11 protein-coding genes are annotated in these 16,853 nt (G+C 60.7%); 4 read left to right on the forward strand and 7 right to left on the reverse strand.

Features of this window, described 5'->3' with window-relative positions; genetic code table 11:
- The first annotated feature begins 91 nt into the window (after positions 1 to 91).
- The gene (uvsE, locus tag LXM96_RS00580; protein WP_239996285.1) at positions 92 to 1,135 is read left to right on the forward strand and encodes a UV DNA damage repair endonuclease UvsE; all 1,044 of its coding nucleotides are present in this window, start codon (positions 92 to 94) and stop codon (positions 1,133 to 1,135) included.
- 2 nt (positions 1,136 to 1,137) lie between these two features.
- Here uvsE and LXM96_RS00585 read toward each other — a convergent pair whose 3' ends face one another.
- Positions 1,138 to 2,055, reverse strand: coding sequence for a DUF930 domain-containing protein (locus LXM96_RS00585; protein ID WP_239996286.1), 918 nt, complete (start codon positions 2,053 to 2,055; stop codon positions 1,138 to 1,140).
- A gap of 56 nt (positions 2,056 to 2,111) precedes the next feature.
- Here LXM96_RS00585 and LXM96_RS00590 point away from each other — a divergent pair, with 56 nt between their 5' ends.
- Entirely contained in the window at positions 2,112 to 2,501 is a 390-nt protein-coding gene (locus tag LXM96_RS00590; RefSeq protein ID WP_262913471.1) for a DMT family transporter, read from the forward strand.
- Between the two features lie 51 nt (positions 2,502 to 2,552).
- Here LXM96_RS00590 and rpoD read toward each other — a convergent pair whose 3' ends face one another.
- From rpoD to LXM96_RS00605, 3 genes are all read right to left on the reverse strand, one after another.
- A complete protein-coding gene (gene rpoD, locus LXM96_RS00595) occupies positions 2,553 to 4,607 on the reverse strand; it encodes an RNA polymerase sigma factor RpoD (RefSeq protein WP_239996288.1) in 2,055 nt (684 codons plus the stop codon).
- Positions 4,608 to 5,048: 441 nt separating this feature from the next.
- The gene (dnaG, locus tag LXM96_RS00600) at positions 5,049 to 7,037 is read right to left on the reverse strand and encodes a DNA primase (protein WP_239996289.1); all 1,989 of its coding nucleotides are present in this window, start codon (positions 7,035 to 7,037) and stop codon (positions 5,049 to 5,051) included.
- Between the two features lie 148 nt (positions 7,038 to 7,185).
- Complete coding sequence (locus LXM96_RS00605) at positions 7,186 to 7,635, reverse strand: GatB/YqeY domain-containing protein (RefSeq protein WP_239997164.1); 450 nt, start codon at positions 7,633 to 7,635, stop codon at positions 7,186 to 7,188.
- A gap of 323 nt (positions 7,636 to 7,958) precedes the next feature.
- Between LXM96_RS00605 and carA the strand changes: the two genes are divergently transcribed.
- On the forward strand, positions 7,959 to 9,164 hold the full coding sequence (carA, locus tag LXM96_RS00610; RefSeq protein WP_239996290.1) for a glutamine-hydrolyzing carbamoyl-phosphate synthase small subunit: 1,206 nt from the start codon (positions 7,959 to 7,961) through the stop codon (positions 9,162 to 9,164).
- 38 nt (positions 9,165 to 9,202) lie between these two features.
- Here carA and LXM96_RS00615 read toward each other — a convergent pair whose 3' ends face one another.
- From LXM96_RS00615 to LXM96_RS00625, 3 genes are all read right to left on the reverse strand, one after another.
- On the reverse strand, positions 9,203 to 10,585 hold the full coding sequence (locus LXM96_RS00615; protein WP_239996291.1) for an MATE family efflux transporter: 1,383 nt from the start codon (positions 10,583 to 10,585) through the stop codon (positions 9,203 to 9,205).
- A 213-nt stretch (positions 10,586 to 10,798) separates the two neighbouring features.
- Positions 10,799 to 11,701 carry a KPN_02809 family neutral zinc metallopeptidase gene (gene ypfJ, locus LXM96_RS00620; RefSeq protein WP_239996292.1) on the reverse strand — a complete coding sequence of 301 codons (903 nt, stop codon included), beginning with the start codon at positions 11,699 to 11,701 and terminating at the stop codon, positions 10,799 to 10,801.
- A 77-nt stretch (positions 11,702 to 11,778) separates the two neighbouring features.
- Positions 11,779 to 12,984, reverse strand: a complete 1,206-nt coding sequence (locus LXM96_RS00625) for an MFS transporter (RefSeq protein WP_239996293.1) — start codon at positions 12,982 to 12,984, stop codon at positions 11,779 to 11,781.
- A 296-nt stretch (positions 12,985 to 13,280) separates the two neighbouring features.
- Between LXM96_RS00625 and carB the strand changes: the two genes are divergently transcribed.
- Complete coding sequence (gene carB / locus LXM96_RS00630; protein WP_239996294.1) at positions 13,281 to 16,766, forward strand: carbamoyl-phosphate synthase large subunit; 3,486 nt, start codon at positions 13,281 to 13,283, stop codon at positions 16,764 to 16,766.
- The last annotated feature ends 87 nt before the right edge of the window (positions 16,767 to 16,853 follow it).

Genomic DNA, 16,853 nt, shown 5'->3' on the forward strand with positions numbered 1-16,853 from the left:
GACGGATCGAAACGGCGGCTTACCCGTTGCCGAAGATCGGAGGTGTGGGATGGATCAGCATGACGAGAAGCAGGTGATAATAGGACAGCGAATGCGCCCAAGAAGGCTTGGCTTCCCCGTGAAGGTCATGGCGCGTGATGACCTCAAGAGCAATGACAGCCGCCGGTCGGCGAACAATCCGCACCTCAAGGTCTCGCTGGAATATATCGATCGCATCCTCGATCATCTCGACCGGCATGATGTCCGCATGTACCGACTATCCTCGGACCTGGCGCCTTATGCGACGCATCCTGACATGCCGCAATTCCATGGGATGGTCGCCGAAAGCGATGCGGAGCTGAAGGCGATAGGAGAGAAGGCGAAGCGGCTCGACATCCGCCTCTCCTTCCACCCTTCACAATTCGTCGTCCTGAACAGCCCAAACCCGGAACTCGTTCGCAAAAGTATCTGGGACCTGCAAAGTCAGGCAGAGATGCTGGACCGCATGGAGCTTGGGCCTGAAGCAGTGATGGTGATTCATGTGGGTGGCACCTATGGCAACATCGAGGAAAGCCGCACCCGCTGGGTCGACACCTGGGAAAACCTTCCGGAGCCGGTCCGCCGACGCCTCGTGCTGGAGCACGACGATCTTCGCTTTTCGGCAGCCGATGTTCTCTGGATCCACGAGCACACCGGCGTGCGCCTCATCTTCGATTACCAGCACTTTTGGTGCCTCAATCCAGAGCGCTCCGACCTGCGCGAGACGCTGGCCAAGATCCTTCGCAGTTGGCCGGATGACCAACAGCCAAAGATCCATTTCTCCTCGCCCAGGACGGAACTGCGCGAGCAGGTGCGGGTCGACCCGACGACTCGCAAGAAGACAATCAGGCATGTGGCACCGGTATTCACGGGACATGCGGATTTCTGCAACCCCTTCGAGTTCGCAACCTTCATGCGAACGGCCGACGGTCTCAACTTCGACGTGATGCTGGAGGCCAAGGCGAAGGATCTGGCGCTGCTACGGCTGCGTCCCGACCTCCTCCGTTACGCACCGGACGTTGCCGCCCAATTCGGCTTGCAGGCAGAAGAGGCGGAAACACTGGAAGAGGAAACAGACGCCGTGATGGATGAGGGTGGCGAAACCGGAGGAGCCTGACTTCAGGATCCGGGGAAGCCGCGCTGACGCCATTGGCTGCGCGGAACCGGCGCACCGATATTGAAGCCGAAGCCGACGACTTTCGTCGCCTCATCATTGATCTCGCAGCGAAAGCTCAGATTGTACCATTGTCCTTGGGCGCGGAATGCGGTCTGACGCAGTTCGAGGATCGTCCCTTCCGAAAGCGGCGAGCGGGGAATGAAATCCGGATCGCGTGGCGGCGAAGCGTTGCGCAACTGTTCGGTCAACTCCGTCTCGCACAACTGCGTGGCCCGCATGGATCGCGGTATGTCTTCCATGGCAGTGCGCGCAACAGCGTCCTCGGTAAGGTCGGGGGAAAAGAGCGTCTTGGCCTCCGCCAGCTCCTCCAGCGGATCCTCGCTCGGCTGTTCCGCAACCTCGGTAGCGTTTTCCGTCGTTTCAGGCGGTGCGGTCGCTGCCTCGTCCACCGCCCAATCGTCAGGCTGGCCTGCAGCAGCCAATGCCTCAGGCGCATCGGGAGGAGCGCTTTCGGCAGCGTCAGATTGCGTTTCGGCCGCTTCCGTGGAGGAGTTGCCCTCGACAGCGACCCTCGGGCCTGTCGTTTCTTCGCCGAATTCGAAGACCGGACGTAGCGTCGGTATGGGAGGCGCCGCAGCGGTCCCCTCTTCGGCAGGCATCTCAGGTGCGGGCGAAGGCGGGGGCTCCGGCGGCTGTTCCTCGGCCGGTGGCGGCTCGGGAGACTCCTCCTCCGCCAGCGCTTCCTCCTCTGCCGGCTCTTCCGGCTCAGGCTCAGGCGCCGGTTCAGGTGGCGGCTCGACAATCTCCACCGTTACCGCTTCTTCTTCGGGCGGCGTCGGCAATTCTAGGGGAAGGCCGAAGATCAGGATGACGGCGAGAACAGCATGAAAGAGGATAGAGGCGGGAATCCCCCACCTCACGTCTCTCCGCCGCTTTTCGACCTCGTCTGTCATGGCAGGGGATGTAAGATGAAATGATGCTCGGATCGAGTCCCGACGCATCAAAAGAAAAGAGCACGCTGATGAACCCCGTTCTGCTGACCTACATCTCTCTCGCTGCCGCAATCGCCCTGGAGGTCGTCGGCACCACTTTCCTCCAGCAGAGTCAGCAGTTCACGCGCCCGCTCCCAACCCTGCTTATGGCGCTTTGCTACGGAGCGGCCTTCTACCTTCTGTCGCTCGCGCTACGGACGATGCCGGTCGGGATTGCTTATGCGATCTGGAGCGGCCTGGGGATCGTGTTGATCTCGGCCGTCGGGTTCTTTGTCCTCGGCCAGAGGCTAGACCTTCCTGCCCTCATTGGGATCGGGCTGATCATTGTCGGCGTCGTGGTGGTGAATGTGTTCTCTTCTTCCGTGAGCCACTAAAAAGCCCCGGCACGCTTCCGCACCGGGGCTCTTATATTTCGACATGCCCGATCAGCTGTCCAGGAAGCTCCGGAGTTTCCGCGACCGGCTCGGATGCTTCAACTTGCGCAGCGCCTTCGCCTCGATCTGGCGGATACGCTCGCGCGTCACCGAGAACTGCTGGCCGACTTCTTCCAGCGTATGGTCGGTGTTCATGCCGATGCCGAAGCGCATGCGCAGGACACGCTCTTCGCGCGGCGTGAGCGAAGCGAGGACACGGGTCGTCGTTTCGCGCAGGTTCGCCTGGATGGCCGCGTCGATCGGCAGAAGGGCATTCTTGTCCTCGATGAAATCGCCAAGGTGGCTGTCTTCTTCGTCACCCACGGGGGTTTCGAGCGAGATCGGCTCCTTGGCAATCTTCAGGACCTTGCGGACCTTCTCGAGCGGCATCGCGAGCTTTTCGGCCAGTTCTTCCGGCGTTGGCTCGCGGCCGATCTCGTGCAGCATCTGGCGCGAGGTGCGGACGATCTTGTTGATCGTCTCGATCATATGTACCGGAATGCGGATCGTGCGGGCCTGGTCGGCGATCGAACGGGTGATCGCCTGCCGAATCCACCAGGTGGCATAGGTCGAGAACTTGTAGCCGCGGCGATACTCGAACTTGTCAACCGCCTTCATCAGGCCGATATTGCCTTCCTGAATGAGGTCGAGGAACTGCAGGCCGCGGTTTGTGTACTTCTTGGCAATCGAAATAACGAGACGCAGGTTCGCCTCGACCATCTCCTTCTTAGCGATGCGTGCTTCGCGCTCGCCCTTCTGCACCATGGAGACGATGCGACGGAACTCGGCGATCGAAATGCCAGTTTCGGTTGCCAGATTTTGGATCTCCTGGCGGATATCGCGGATAGTCTGGTTCTCTTCGCGGGCGAAGTCCTTCCAGCCACGAGCGGACAGGTTGGCGATCGACTTCATCCAGTTCGGATCGAGTTCGGCACCCTGGTACTGCTCTAGGAAGGAATCGCGCTTTACACCGTATGATTCGGCCAGCCGAAGCAGACGACCTTCGTTCTGCATCAGTCGCTTGGAGATATCGTAGAGTTGCTCAACGAGGCTCTCGATGCGGTTTTGGTTCAGCGACAGAGACTTGACGGCCGTGATTAGCTGGTCCTTGAGCTCCTTGTAACGGCGCTCTTGGCCCGACGACAGGGTGCCGGTGCAGGAGAGACGTGCCTCGACCTGCTGATCCTGAAGCTTGCGCAGCTTCTTATAGGTGTCCGCAATGGTGTCGAGGGTCTCCATGACCTGCGGGCGAAGTTCAGCTTCCATGGCGGCAAGAGACAAGCTCGACTCGTCGTCGTCTTCCTCTTCTTCCTCGGGAGGCAGGCCTTCGCCGCCAACGGCCGTAACGTCATCATCGTTGGCCGCGACCCGCATCTTGCGAGCCTTCTCCTTTTCCTCGGCAGCCTTGCGGTCGGCTTCAATCTTCTCCGGGCTCTGGAACTGCGGCGCAGCCTTTGCCTCGGGACCGGAATAGGTCGTTTCGAGATCGATGATCTCGCGCAACAGCGTTGTGCCTTCGTTCAGCTCGTCACGCCAGATGATCAGTGCCTGGAAGGTCAGCGGACTTTCGCAGAGACCAGCGATCATTGTCTCGCGGCCGGCTTCGATACGCTTCGCTATCGCGATCTCGCCCTCGCGCGACAGAAGCTCTACCGAACCCATCTCGCGTAGGTACATTCGTACCGGATCATCGGTACGATCTGTAGGCTCTTTCTTCTTGGCAGTGGCCAAAGCGGTACCCGAGCTTGGCGCAATCTCACCGCCCTCGCCCTCGCTCTCGCCATCGTCGGAGCTGTCGTCGTCGTTGGAGGCTTCATCGGCCTCCTCGTCCTCTACGACGTTGATACCCATATCGGAGAGCATCGACATCGTGTCCTCGATCTGCTCCGAGGTAACTTCCTCCGACGGCAGGACCGAGTTCAATTCATCCATTGTGACGTAGCCGCGCTTCTTGGCAGCCTTGATCATCTTCTTGACCGCGTCATCGGAAAGATCGAGAAGCGGACCGTCCGGCGTGCCTTCGCGCTCGGTCTCGGCTTCTTCGTTCTCTTTGACTTTCGTTGCCATCTAACTTCGCTTTCCTTGAACGCCACCTCGCGGCGGTGGCCGTCGGCTCGAGCTCAAAGCTCCAGCCGCGAATCACTGTCCAACACGTACGGAATGATCTTTAATTCCGGATTACCACTACGGCAGTCGCTTATAGCTAACGCCCCTGCATTGCAGGTCGCCGATCGTGGCCCGGCGTGCTTGGCCCACTCCACCTTTTCTGCCTGATGTGGTGATTCCCACAAATTAACGCTCCGTCAAGCTTTTCTGAGGCAATGGCCATGAGAAAAGTGGAAAAAGCCGTTGTTATGAGGCCAGCGGGTCAAACATGTACACGGTTGCCGGATATGTAGGCAGTCGCTTCCTTGTGACAAGTGCCTGCTCATTTAAATGAAATTTTTGCTGAACATGAAGCTCGGCCTCTTCTGAGAGAGTCAGTAGTCTAAGGCGATTCGGCGAACTTTAGCCATGGCTAACAGCAGCACCCTTCACCCTGCCAGACATCACGCCAAAGCCGTCGATGATGGCCTCCTGATTTTCCAGTCGGCCTATCTCAAGCTGCACTTCCGCCAAGGCCCGCATCAGCGCAATAGCGCGCTCCTCCTCGTCGGCAGCCGTTTCCGCGATCTCGCGTTCCAGTTCGATCTTCTGCCAACGAAGCTCCTTGTTGCGCGAGTGGAGCGCGAAAGCCTGGCGGTAAGCCTGAACCACGTCCTGCAGATCGGCCTCTGGCGTCGCCGTCCATAAGCGAGCGTTGCGGACCTGCTGGTTCATCGTTGCAAGGAGAGCATCGAACCCGTTCTCCTCGAGCTGCTCACGCAGGTTCTCACGGTCAAGCCGTGCACCAAGCTTGGCGGCAATCGTCAGGAGACATGACCAGAAACGCTGCAGATCGCGGTTTTCGAAATCCACGCTGGCGATCTCGTCATAGTCATCCAGCAGCAGTTGCGGATGGTTGACCACGGTGAGGGCAAGAACGCTCTCACGAAGGGCCGGAAGCTCTCGGTGTCCCCGCACCAGCCCGGAACGCGCCAGCCGGTCCGATACCGCAACCCCCCGCTCTTGCCCTCGAGCCTGGCCAGACGAACCGCCCGCTCTGCCACCGCCATTGCGTGGCTGGAAGTTGCCGCGACGCTCCGGGCCTCGTCCGGCACTGAAGAAGCCGTTCAGTCTTTCGCGCATCTCCTGCTGGTAGTACCGCCGGACGTTTTCATCCGAGATCACCGAGACAATCTGCCTCAAGCGGGCCTCCAGTTCCGCTCGTCGCTCAGGAGTTTCGAAACTCCCGGCGGCCGTTTCACGCATCCAGATCATCTCGGCCAGAGGGCGCCCTTCGGCCAGGACCTTTTCGAACGGCACCCGTCCGTCGTGACGAACGAGGTCGTCGGGGTCCTTGCCTTCGGGCAGCAGCGCAAACCGGACGGAGCGTCCCGGCTTCAAGAACGGCAGGGCCAGATCGGCAGCGCGATTGGCCGCCCGCGTGCCGGCACCATCGCCGTCAAAGCAGAGAATGGGCTCAGGAGACATTTTCCAGAGCAGGTCGAGCTGGCTCTCGGTCAAAGCAGTACCGAGAGGGGCCACCGCGTTCTCTATGCCCGCCTGATGAAGTGCGATGACATCCATGTACCCTTCGACGGCTATGATTGTGCCGCCATCGCGCGTGCCGGGCACCGCCTGCGAAGCGCGCCTCGCCCGCGCAAAATTGTAGAGCACCTTCCCCTTGTGAAAGAGCTCCGTCTCGTTGGAATTGAGGTATTTGGCAGGCGCGTCCGGTGACATCGCCCGCCCGCCGAACGCGATGATCTTTTCACGCGAGGAAAGGATTGGGAACATGATCCTGTCGCGAAATCGATCATAGGACACAGCGATGCCCTCACCGTGAACGACTAGGCCGCAGGCCTCGATCTGATCCTTCGGAACCCCTTTATCGGAGAGAAACGCCTTCAGGGCATTGCGGCTTTCCGGCGCATAGCCCAGGCGGAACGTCTCGATCGTGCGTCCCGTTAGCCCACGGTCACGGAGGTAGGCACGCGCCCTCGCGCCGACAGCACTTTGCAATTGCTCTTGAAAGAACTGCGCCGCCAATTCCATGACGTCGAGAAGCGTCGTCCGTTCCTTCTCGCGCCGCTCCGCCTGTGGATCCGGCTGCGGAAGAGCCATGCCGGCCAGGTCGGCGATCTGTTGGACCGCCTCTGGAAAGTTTAGCCCTTCTAGATCCGTCAGAAACCGGAAATGGTCGCCGGAAACACCACAACCGAAGCAATGGTAACGGCCCTTGCGATCTTCACAGTGAAAGCTAGGGCTTTTTTCGCCGTGGAACGGGCAGCAGGCCCAGTAGTCTCCGCGGGCGACATTGGTCTTCTTACGATCCCATGTCACCCGGCGGCCGATGACCGACGAGATCGGAACACGATCACGAATTTCGTCGAGAAAGCTGTTGGAAAAGCGCATTGTTACCTCAGAGACCCGATCAGTATAGGGGTCAGCACCGCGCCGTGCCAATCGCAAAGCGCGTCATGCCCGCTATTCACAGCCGTACAAACGAAAATGGCGGGACCAGCACTGGCCCCGCCGAAGCGTGATCGATTGCTGCTAGCGGCTACTTCAGCAGATCCTTGACCATGCCGGAGGCCTTGGCGAAATCCATCTGACCCGGATACTTCTCCTTCAGGGCATTCATGCACTTTCCCATATCGCGCAACCCATGCGCACCGGTCTCGGACACGACCGACTGACACAGCTGCCGGACCTTCTCCTCCGACAGCTGCTCCGGCATGAAGCTCTTGATGACCTCGATTTCCTCGCGCTCCTGCGTGGCGAGCTCGATCCGTCCGGCCTCTTCGTAGATCTTGGCCGACTCTTCGCGCTGCTTTACCATCTTCTGCAGGACCTGCATGATCTCCTCGTCGCTCACCGGATCCTTGCCGGCGCCACGGTTGGCAATGTCGCGATCCTTGATCGCAGTCTGAATGAGGCGCACAGTCGACAAACGTCGGCTATCCTTCGCCTTCATCGCATCCTTCATTTCGTTCGCGAGCTTATCGCGCATCATATTCTTGCTCCTTTGGAGAAGCCGCCGCGGGTTGCGGAATTGCGGCTTTTCCTTGTCGATCAGGCGGCCCTCATAGACAAGCACGAGCACACGATCAAATCAAATCAGCCAAGCTCTTGATCTTGTTGGAAGTAAAATCCACCTGGAAAGAACATGGGTGACATTGACCGCTTCGCGCGCTTTGTCTATTTTCCAGCACCTGCACGAGATTTGGATATGAGGGGCTGCACGGATCATCCGGGGCGCCCTTTTCTGCGACCATAGATGGCCCTGTTTCCCCGCGACTTCAAGTGGCGAGGCCCAAGGGCAGAAGGATTGAGATGACTTCTACCGCTCCCTGGACAAGCAAGAAGCCGACCGCTGTTCTGGTCCTCGCCGATGGCACGGTCATCGAAGGCGTCGGGGTCGGTGCAACCGGAAAGGTCTGCGCCGAGGTCTGCTTCAATACGTCTCTCACCGGGTACCAGGAGATCCTGACGGACCCGTCGTACCTCGGCCAGATCGTCACTTTCACCTTTCCGCATATCGGCAATATCGGCACGAACGAAGAAGACATCGAAGACCTGACGCCCGCGGCCCGTCGCGGGGCGGTCGGCGTGATCTTCAAGGCTGACATAACCGAGCCCTCGAGCTACCGTGCCTCCAGGCACCTGGACGAATGGCTGAAGTCGCGCGGTGTGATCGGCCTTTCCGGCATCGACACCCGGGCGCTCACCGCTTGGATCCGTGAAAACGGCGCACCGAACGCAGTGATCGCCCATGATCCAAATGGCGTGTTCGACATCGAGGCGCTGAAGGCGGAAGCGCGCAACTGGGGCGGCATCGAGGGTCGCGATCTTGCCAAGGAAGCGACGTCGGGCCAGTCGTCGCAGTGGGCACAGACACCTTGGGTCTGGGACGAGGGATATGGTGAGGCTGATCCGGCCGAAGCCAAGTACCACATCGTCTGCGTCGACTATGGCGTGAAACGCAACATCCTGCGGCTCTTCACCGGGCTCGACTGCAAGGTGACGGTTGTTCCGGCACAGACCTCTGCCGAAGATATCATGGCGCTCAACCCCGATGGCGTCTTCCTTTCCAACGGACCGGGTGATCCGGCAGCAACCGGCGAGTACGCGGTGCCGGTGATCCGGCAGGTGCTTGAAAAAGACGTGCCGACCTTCGGCATCTGCCTCGGCCACCAGATGCTCGGACTCGCTCTCGGCGCCACCACCACGAAAATGCACCAGGGACACCACGGCGGAAATCATCCCGTGAAGGACCACACGACCGGCAAGGTCGAGATCGTTTCGATGAATCACGGCTTCGCCGTCGACTCCGATAGCCTGCCGGAAGGCATCGAAGAGACTCACATTTCTCTCTTCGATGGCACGAACTGCGGCCTGCGCGTCAGCGGCAAACCCGTGTTTTCGGTGCAGCATCATCCGGAGGCCTCGCCGGGTCCGCAGGACAGCCACTACCTGTTCCGGCGCTTCATCAACATGGTGCGTGAACGAAAGGGCGAGCCCGCCCTGGCCGAGCGCTAAGCGATCATAAAGCCCGCCCCTTCGGCGGGTTTTTTGTTTCAGCGGCGTCGAACGAGCAGGTAAAACCGACCACACAAAAGGATGGCGGCAGCGCCAAGCCCGGTCACGAAGCCAAACCAGACGCCGGGGCCGCCAAACCCCAAGGGGAAGGCAAAAAGCCAGGCGCAGGCAAAGCCGATCGGCCAATAAGCAACCAGCGCCAGCATCATCGGCACCTTTGTGTCCTTCAGGCCGCGCAGCAGTCCCGCCCCTACGGCCTGCAGACCGTCTGCCAACTGAAACACGCCAGCGATGACGATCAACGAAGCAGCGTATTCCAGAACCGCCTGCGCATCCGGATTGCGAATGTCGAGAAACAGCAACCCGAGTGTCCTTGGCATGAATGCGAAGAGTAGGCTGCCGCAGGCCGAGAAGCAGAGACTGACAACCAGAACCGCCACAGCCGCCCGCTTGACCCCCACCATGTCCTCGCGACCATAGGCGAGCCCCACCCGGACGGTCGCGACCTGCGCGAGGCCGAGCGGGATCATGAACGCGATCGACGCCAGTTGCAGGGCGATGCCGTGTGCTGCAAGCTCGCGGGTCCCGATAGTGCCGATCAACAGCGACGCTGCCGCAAACAAGCTGGTCTCCGCAAGGATGGTGAAGCTGATCGGAAGACCAAGGGCGATATTCTCGCGGATTGCCCCCCAATCCGCACGCCAGAACCGAACGAACAATTCGTAGGCTCGCGTTTCCGCTCGCCCGTCTATGTATACGATCATTGCGATGCAGCCGAAGGCGCTTGAGCATACCGATGCGACGGCCGCGCCGACCAGACCCCAGGCCGGAGCACCGAAGTTCCCAAAGATAAGCGCGTAGTTGAGCACGGCATTGGCGAGGAACATGCCAATTGTGACATAGAGGATGATGCTCCCCCGCTCGAGCCCGCTGAGGAAGCTGCGCAGAACCATTAGGGCCAAGGCTGGAAAGATCCCCCATTGCGCCACCCGCAAGTAATCCTGCGCAAGTTGCGCGACGTCTGGCTCCTGCCCGAGGATAAGCAGGATGGGACGGGAGAACCACAGGATCGGCGCCGTCAGGATGCCATAGGCAAGCACGACCCAGATCCCCATGCGCACCGCCCGCCGCACGGACGTGACGTCCCCGCGTCCGACAGCATGCGCTACCATGGGAACGACGGCAGCGGCAAATCCGGTTCCGAAGATGAAGACGATGAAGAACATCTGACTCGCCAGAACCACGGCCGCGAGCTCCAGCGTGCCAAGCCACCCCACCATGATGACGTCAGTGGTGTTGATCGCCATCTGCGCCAGTTGCGCACCCACGAAAGGGACGCCAAGGCGAATCGTGGAGCGGATGTGATGGCCCCAACTGTTGATACCAGCAACAGCATCCGATGCGGCGGAGGGGGTCAGCATGGGGCGCTCCAAACGATAAACGCCGCTTCCAGGGACTGGTGAGCGGCGGTCGATTGGACCTATAGATCAGCGGCTTCGGTCCGGCAAGTTACCAGGGTGGCCTTGTTATTCAATGTTTTTGATGCTCCCGCCAAAGATGTTGATGATCGGCGGGAACCTTAGCGGCACGAAGACGGAACAGAGACAGCCTGGGGCTCTGTGGGCAGGGCAAACTCAGAGTTCGGCAGAGAAGGTATCGCAGCTATTGACGTCGCCACTCTCGAACCCGCGGCGGAACCACTCCATCCGCTGCGCAGACGTCCCGTGATTGAAGCTCTCAGGCACGACATAGCCTTGACTGCGCCTCTGCAGGGTGTCGTCGCCGATCTGCCTCGCCGCATTGAGCGCCTCCTCGATATCTCCCTGCTCCAGCAAGCCCCTTTGGTCGGTAAACTTGCCCCAGACACCGGCAAAGCAGTCCGCTTGCAGTTCCACACGCACAGACATCTGGTTCGCCTCGACCTCACTCATCCGCTGTCGGGCCTGGTTGAACCGGGGAAGGACGCCGATCAGGTTCTGGACGTGATGGCCGACCTCATGGGCGATCACATAGGCCTGTGCGAAATCGCCTGATGCATCGAACTGACGCTCGAGCTCCTGGAAAAAGGAGGTGTCGAGATAAACTTTTCGGTCACCTGGGCAATAGAACGGCCCGGTGGCGGACGATGCAAACCCGCAGGCAGATTCTACCTGCCCGGAGAACAGAACCAGCGTTGGCTCCTGGTAATCCTCCCCACTCGCCTGGAAGATGCCGTTCCAGGTGTCCTCGGTTTCCGCCAGCACGGTTCGGATGAAGGCCGTGGTCTCGTCATTGGCAGGTGCGCCCGCCTGCTGCTCATAGCCGCCACTGTCCAAGCCGATGTCGCCGCCCGAGAGCAAAGTCAACGGATTGATGCCGAGGACCCAGGAGACAATGAGGATGATGATGATGCCCCCAATCCCGATCCCTCCCCCGGCGCGACGCACGCCACCTCGGCCAACGGGAATACGCAAGCCACCGCGGCCAAACGGACTGCGGCCTCTGGCACCTCGTCGATCCTCCACATTGCTCGACTGGCGGCGGCCTCTCCACTCCATCTTCACTCTCCTGCGGCTGTCCGGTGCTCGTTAGAACGCAAGAGTGCAGAAGATGATCCAGTTCCGAATCTGGATCTTCACGCGACGCGCAGCGACCGCTTGCTGGGTAGAAACACCGTCAGCAGCCCCAGCGCGGGAAGGAAGGCGCAAATGGTGTAGACGGTCGATATGCCGTGCCGGTCAGCCAGCAACCCGAGGACCGCTGCGGCAATGCCACCCATGCCAAAGGCAAAGCCGAAGAAAATCCCCGCGATCATGCCCACCCGCCCCGGCACCAGTTCCTGCGCCATCACGATGATGGCCGGGAAGGAGGAGGCCATGATGAAGCCGATCACCGCCGAGAGCGCGATCGTCACAGGCAGGTTGGCGAATGGCATGGCCAGTGTGAAGGGGAGCACCCCAAGGATCGAAAACCAGATGACGACCTTCGAGCCGAACCGGTCGCCGATCGGGCCGCCAATCACCGTACCGAGCGCACTGGCGCCCAGGAACACGAACAACAGAATCTGCGATTCTTGGACGCTGACGCCGAAGCGCTCGATCACGAAGAAGGTGTAGTAGCTGCCGATGCTCGCCATGTAGACGTTCTTGGAGAACGTCAGGACAACCAAGACCGCGAGCGCGAGAACCACCGTCTGCCGTGGCAGCGAATGCGCATGTACCTTTTTCCTCTTGCCGGCATTGGCGGCCATGTGGGCCTTGTACCAGGCTGCGACGCGGCCGAGAACGATGATGCCGAGGATGGCGGCGAGACAGAACCAGGCGACGCTCCCCTGCCCGCGCGGCACGATGATGAAAGCCGCGAGCAACGGCCCGATCGCCGTCCCGAGATTGCCGCCAACCTGGAAGACCGATTGGGCAAAACCATAGCGGCCGCCGGAGGCAAGCCTCGCCACCCGCGACGACTCAGGATGGAAGATCGCCGAGCCGACCCCCACAAGGGAAGCTGCCACCACAAGCATACCGTAATCATGAGCGGTCGCAAGGAGCACCAAGCCGATGAGCGTAGAGGCCATACCGACGGGTAAGGAATAGGGATACGGCTTCTTGTCCGTGACGATCCCGACCACCGGCTGCAGCAGCGATGCCGTGCACTGGAAGGCAAGCGTCAGGAACCCGATTTGCCAGAAATCTAGGTTATAATCCGTCTTCAGCATCGGATAGATTGCGGCGATCATCGACTGCATGATGTCGTTCAGCATATGGCTGAAGCTGACAGCAAGAATGATCGGTAAGACGGTCACTTCGACGGGAGCGGCGGGTTTCATCACTACATCAGCCATCGTACTGTCCACCCCTCGCCTGCATCTGCTTTAGAGATCGGTCATACTGCCGCGCCACGACAAATGTCCATGCCAGGGGAAGGACAAGCGGTACGCTTTGCACCTGGTTGACGCCTCCGTCACGAACTCGGCTCCACCCGTCGTTTTCCTGTCGATTTGCCGAATTATGGGGTTTCGCTTCAAGCGACATTTGCCTATAAGCCGCTTCTAGCCTGAAAAGACCCACGCCTTGCGCCCGACCGGTGAGTTCATCATCCGGCCGGCTTTCTGCGCAGGAACTCGAATGGAAAAAGACGATGCCCAAGCGCCAAGACATCAAATCGATCCTCATCATCGGCGCGGGTCCGATCGTCATCGGCCAGGCATGCGAGTTCGATTACTCCGGCACCCAGGCGGTCAAAGCGCTCAAGGAGGAGGGTTACCGGGTCATCCTGGTCAATTCCAACCCGGCCACGATCATGACCGATCCAGGTCTTGCCGACGCGACCTATGTCGAGCCGATCACGCCGGAAGTCGTCGCCAAGATCATTGCCAAGGAACGCCCCGACGCGCTGCTGCCAACCATGGGCGGGCAGACGGCGCTGAACACCGCGCTGTCGCTGAAGCGCATGGGCGTGCTTGACCGGTACAATGTCGAGATGATCGGCGCAAAGCCTGCGGCAATCGACAAGGCGGAGGACCGAGCCCTCTTCCGCGAAGCCATGGCCAAGATAGGCCTCGAGACACCAAAGTCGATGCTGGCCAATGCCACCGACATCAAGGAGCAGGACCGCAAGGCGCATGAGGCGGAACGCGCAAAGCTGCGCGACAGCCTCTCTGGCGACGCATTGGACGCAGCGCTGGATGAGTTGGAGAACCAGTGGAACCTCGGCGAAACGGATCGCAAGCAGCGCTACATGAACCATGCCATGGCGGTTGCCGCACAGGCGCTCGACGCCATCGGCCTGCCCGCCATCATCCGCCCCTCCTTCACCATGGGCGGCACCGGCGGCGGCATTGCCTACAACCGCTCCGAATTCTTCGAGATCATCGGCTCGGGCCTCGACGCCTCGCCAACCACCGAAGTGCTGATTGAAGAATCTGTGCTCGGCTGGAAAGAGTACGAGATGGAGGTGATCCGCGACAAGGCGGACAACTGCATCATCATCTGCTCGATCGAGAACATTGACCCGATGGGCGTCCATACGGGCGATTCCATCACTGTCGCGCCGGCACTGACGCTGACCGACAAGGAATACCAGATCATGCGCAACGCCTCGATCGCGGTATTGCGCGAGATTGGCGTGGAAACCGGCGGCTCCAACGTCCAGTTCGCCGTCAACCCGAAGGACGGTCGCCTCGTCGTCATCGAGATGAACCCGCGCGTCTCGCGCTCCTCGGCACTTGCCTCCAAGGCCACCGGCTTCCCCATCGCCAAAGTCGCCGCCAAGCTTGCTGTCGGTTATACGCTGGACGAACTGGAGAACGACATCACCGGCGGCGCGACGCCTGCCTCCTTCGAGCCGTCGATCGACTACGTCGTCACCAAGATTCCGCGCTTCGCCTTCGAAAAGTTCCCCGGTGCGGAGCCGACGCTGACCACCGCCATGAAGTCGGTCGGCGAAGTCATGGCCATCGGCCGTACCTTCGCCGAATCCCTGCAGAAGGCGCTGCGCGGCCTGGAAACCGGCCTCACCGGTCTCGACGAGATCGAGATTCCTGGTCTCGAGGACGGCGAGAACGCCAACAACGCCATCCGCGCAGCGATCGGCACGCCGACGCCGGATCGCCTGCGCATGGTGGTCCAGGCGCTGCGCATGGGCATGTCCGAAGCCGAAGTCCACGAAGGCTGCAAGATCGACCCGTGGTTCATCAGCCAGTTCAAGGCGATCGTCGACATGGAGGCACGGGTGCGTGAGCACGGGTTGCCGGCAGACGCCGAGAACCTGCGCATGCTCAAAGCCATGGGCTTCTCCGATGCCCGCCTTGCCAGCCTTTCCGGCAAGCGCCCGAAGGAGGTTGCCGAGCTGCGAAACGGTCTCAACGTGCGCCCGGTCTTCAAGCGCATCGACACCTGCGCCGCAGAGTTCGCCTCGCCGACCGCCTATATGTACTCCACCTACGAAACGCCTTTCGTCGGCTCGCTCCGTTCCGAAGCGCAGGTCTCCGACCGCAAGAAGGTGGTCATCCTCGGCGGCGGCCCAAACCGCATCGGTCAGGGCATCGAGTTCGACTACTGCTGCTGCCACGCCGCCTTCGCTCTGAAGGATGCCGGCTTCGAAGCGATCATGATCAACTGCAATCCGGAGACGGTTTCGACCGACTACGACACCTCCGATCGTCTGTACTTCGAGCCGCTGACGGCAGAAGACGTGATCGAGATTCTGCGTGCCGAGCAGGAGAAGGGTGAAGTCGTCGGCGTCATCGTCCAGTTTGGTGGCCAGACCCCGCTGAAGCTTGCCGAAGCGCTCGAGAAGAACGGCATCCCGATCCTCGGCACGGCGCCCGACATGATCGATCTTGCCGAAGATCGCGACCGCTTCCAGAAGCTCCTGATGAAGCTTGACCTTATGCAGCCGAACAACGGCATCGCCTATTCGGTGGAGCAGGCGCGCCTCGTTGCCGCCGAGATCGGCTTCCCACTGGTCGTGCGGCCATCCTACGTTCTCGGCGGCCGAGCGATGCAGATCATTCATTCCGAATCCATGCTGCAAAGCTACCTGCTCGACACGGTTCCGGGCCTCGTCCCCGAAGACATCAAGCAGCGCTACCCGAACGACAAGACTGGCCAGATCAACACCCTGCTCGGCAAGAACCCGCTGCTCTTCGACAGCTATCTGACCAATGCGGTGGAAGTGGACGTCGATGCGCTGTGCGACGGCGAGAGCGTCTTCGTCTCCGGGATCATGGAGCACATCGAGGAAGCGGGTATCCACTCCGGCGACTCGGCCTGCTCGCTGCCGGTTCGCTCGCTCTCGAAGGAGACGGTGGATGAGCTGGAACGCCAGACGACGGCGCTTGCCAAGGCACTCAATGTCGGCGGTTTGATGAACGTGCAGTACGCCATCAAGGACGGCACGATCTACGTGCTTGAGGTCAACCCGCGCGCGTCGCGTACCGTGCCTTTCGTCGCCAAGACCATCGGCGCTCCGATCGCCAAGATCGCTGCTCGCATCATGGCCGGCGAGAAGCTGGACGCAGCGATCAGCGCCTATGGCGCCAAGCCCGACCCACGCAACCTGAAGCACATCGCCGTCAAGGAAGCCGTCTTCCCGTTTGCCCGTTTCCCAGGCGTCGATACGCTCCTCGGTCCGGAAATGCGCTCCACCGGTGAGGTGATCGGCCTTGATACCGACTTTGCGCTTGCCTTTGCCAAGAGCCAGCTCGGCGCCGGTGTCGAACTTCCGCGCGAAGGCACGGTCTTTGTCTCCGTCCGCGACGAGGACAAGCAGCGTGTTCTGTCCGCGATCCGCATCCTGACCGAGATCGGCTTCAAGGTGCTTGCGACCGGAGGCACCTCGCGCTTTCTGGCTGAACAGGGCATTGCCGCAACCAAGATCAACAAGGTTCTGGAAGGCCGTCCGCACATCGAGGACGCGATCCGCAACCGCCAGGTCCAGCTCGTCATCAACACGACGGACGGCAACAAGGCGATCTCGGACTCCAAGTCGCTGCGCCGCGCAACGCTGATGCAGAAGGTGCCCTACTACACCACCATGGCCGGTGCCGAAGCGGCAGCCATGGCAATCCGAGCGCTGAAGGCCGGCAATCTCGAGGTTCGCCCTCTGCAGAGCTACTTCTAAGGGTCCTAAATTCTGAAACCGGTCAGCTGCTGTTGACCGGTCTCTTTTTCTGCCGTACTTAGCCAGTAAGTTAATTAACCGGATGGC

It is taken from the genome of Rhizobium halophilum (assembly GCF_021648825.1).
Taxonomy (GTDB): domain Bacteria; phylum Pseudomonadota; class Alphaproteobacteria; order Rhizobiales; family Rhizobiaceae; genus Neorhizobium; species Neorhizobium halophilum.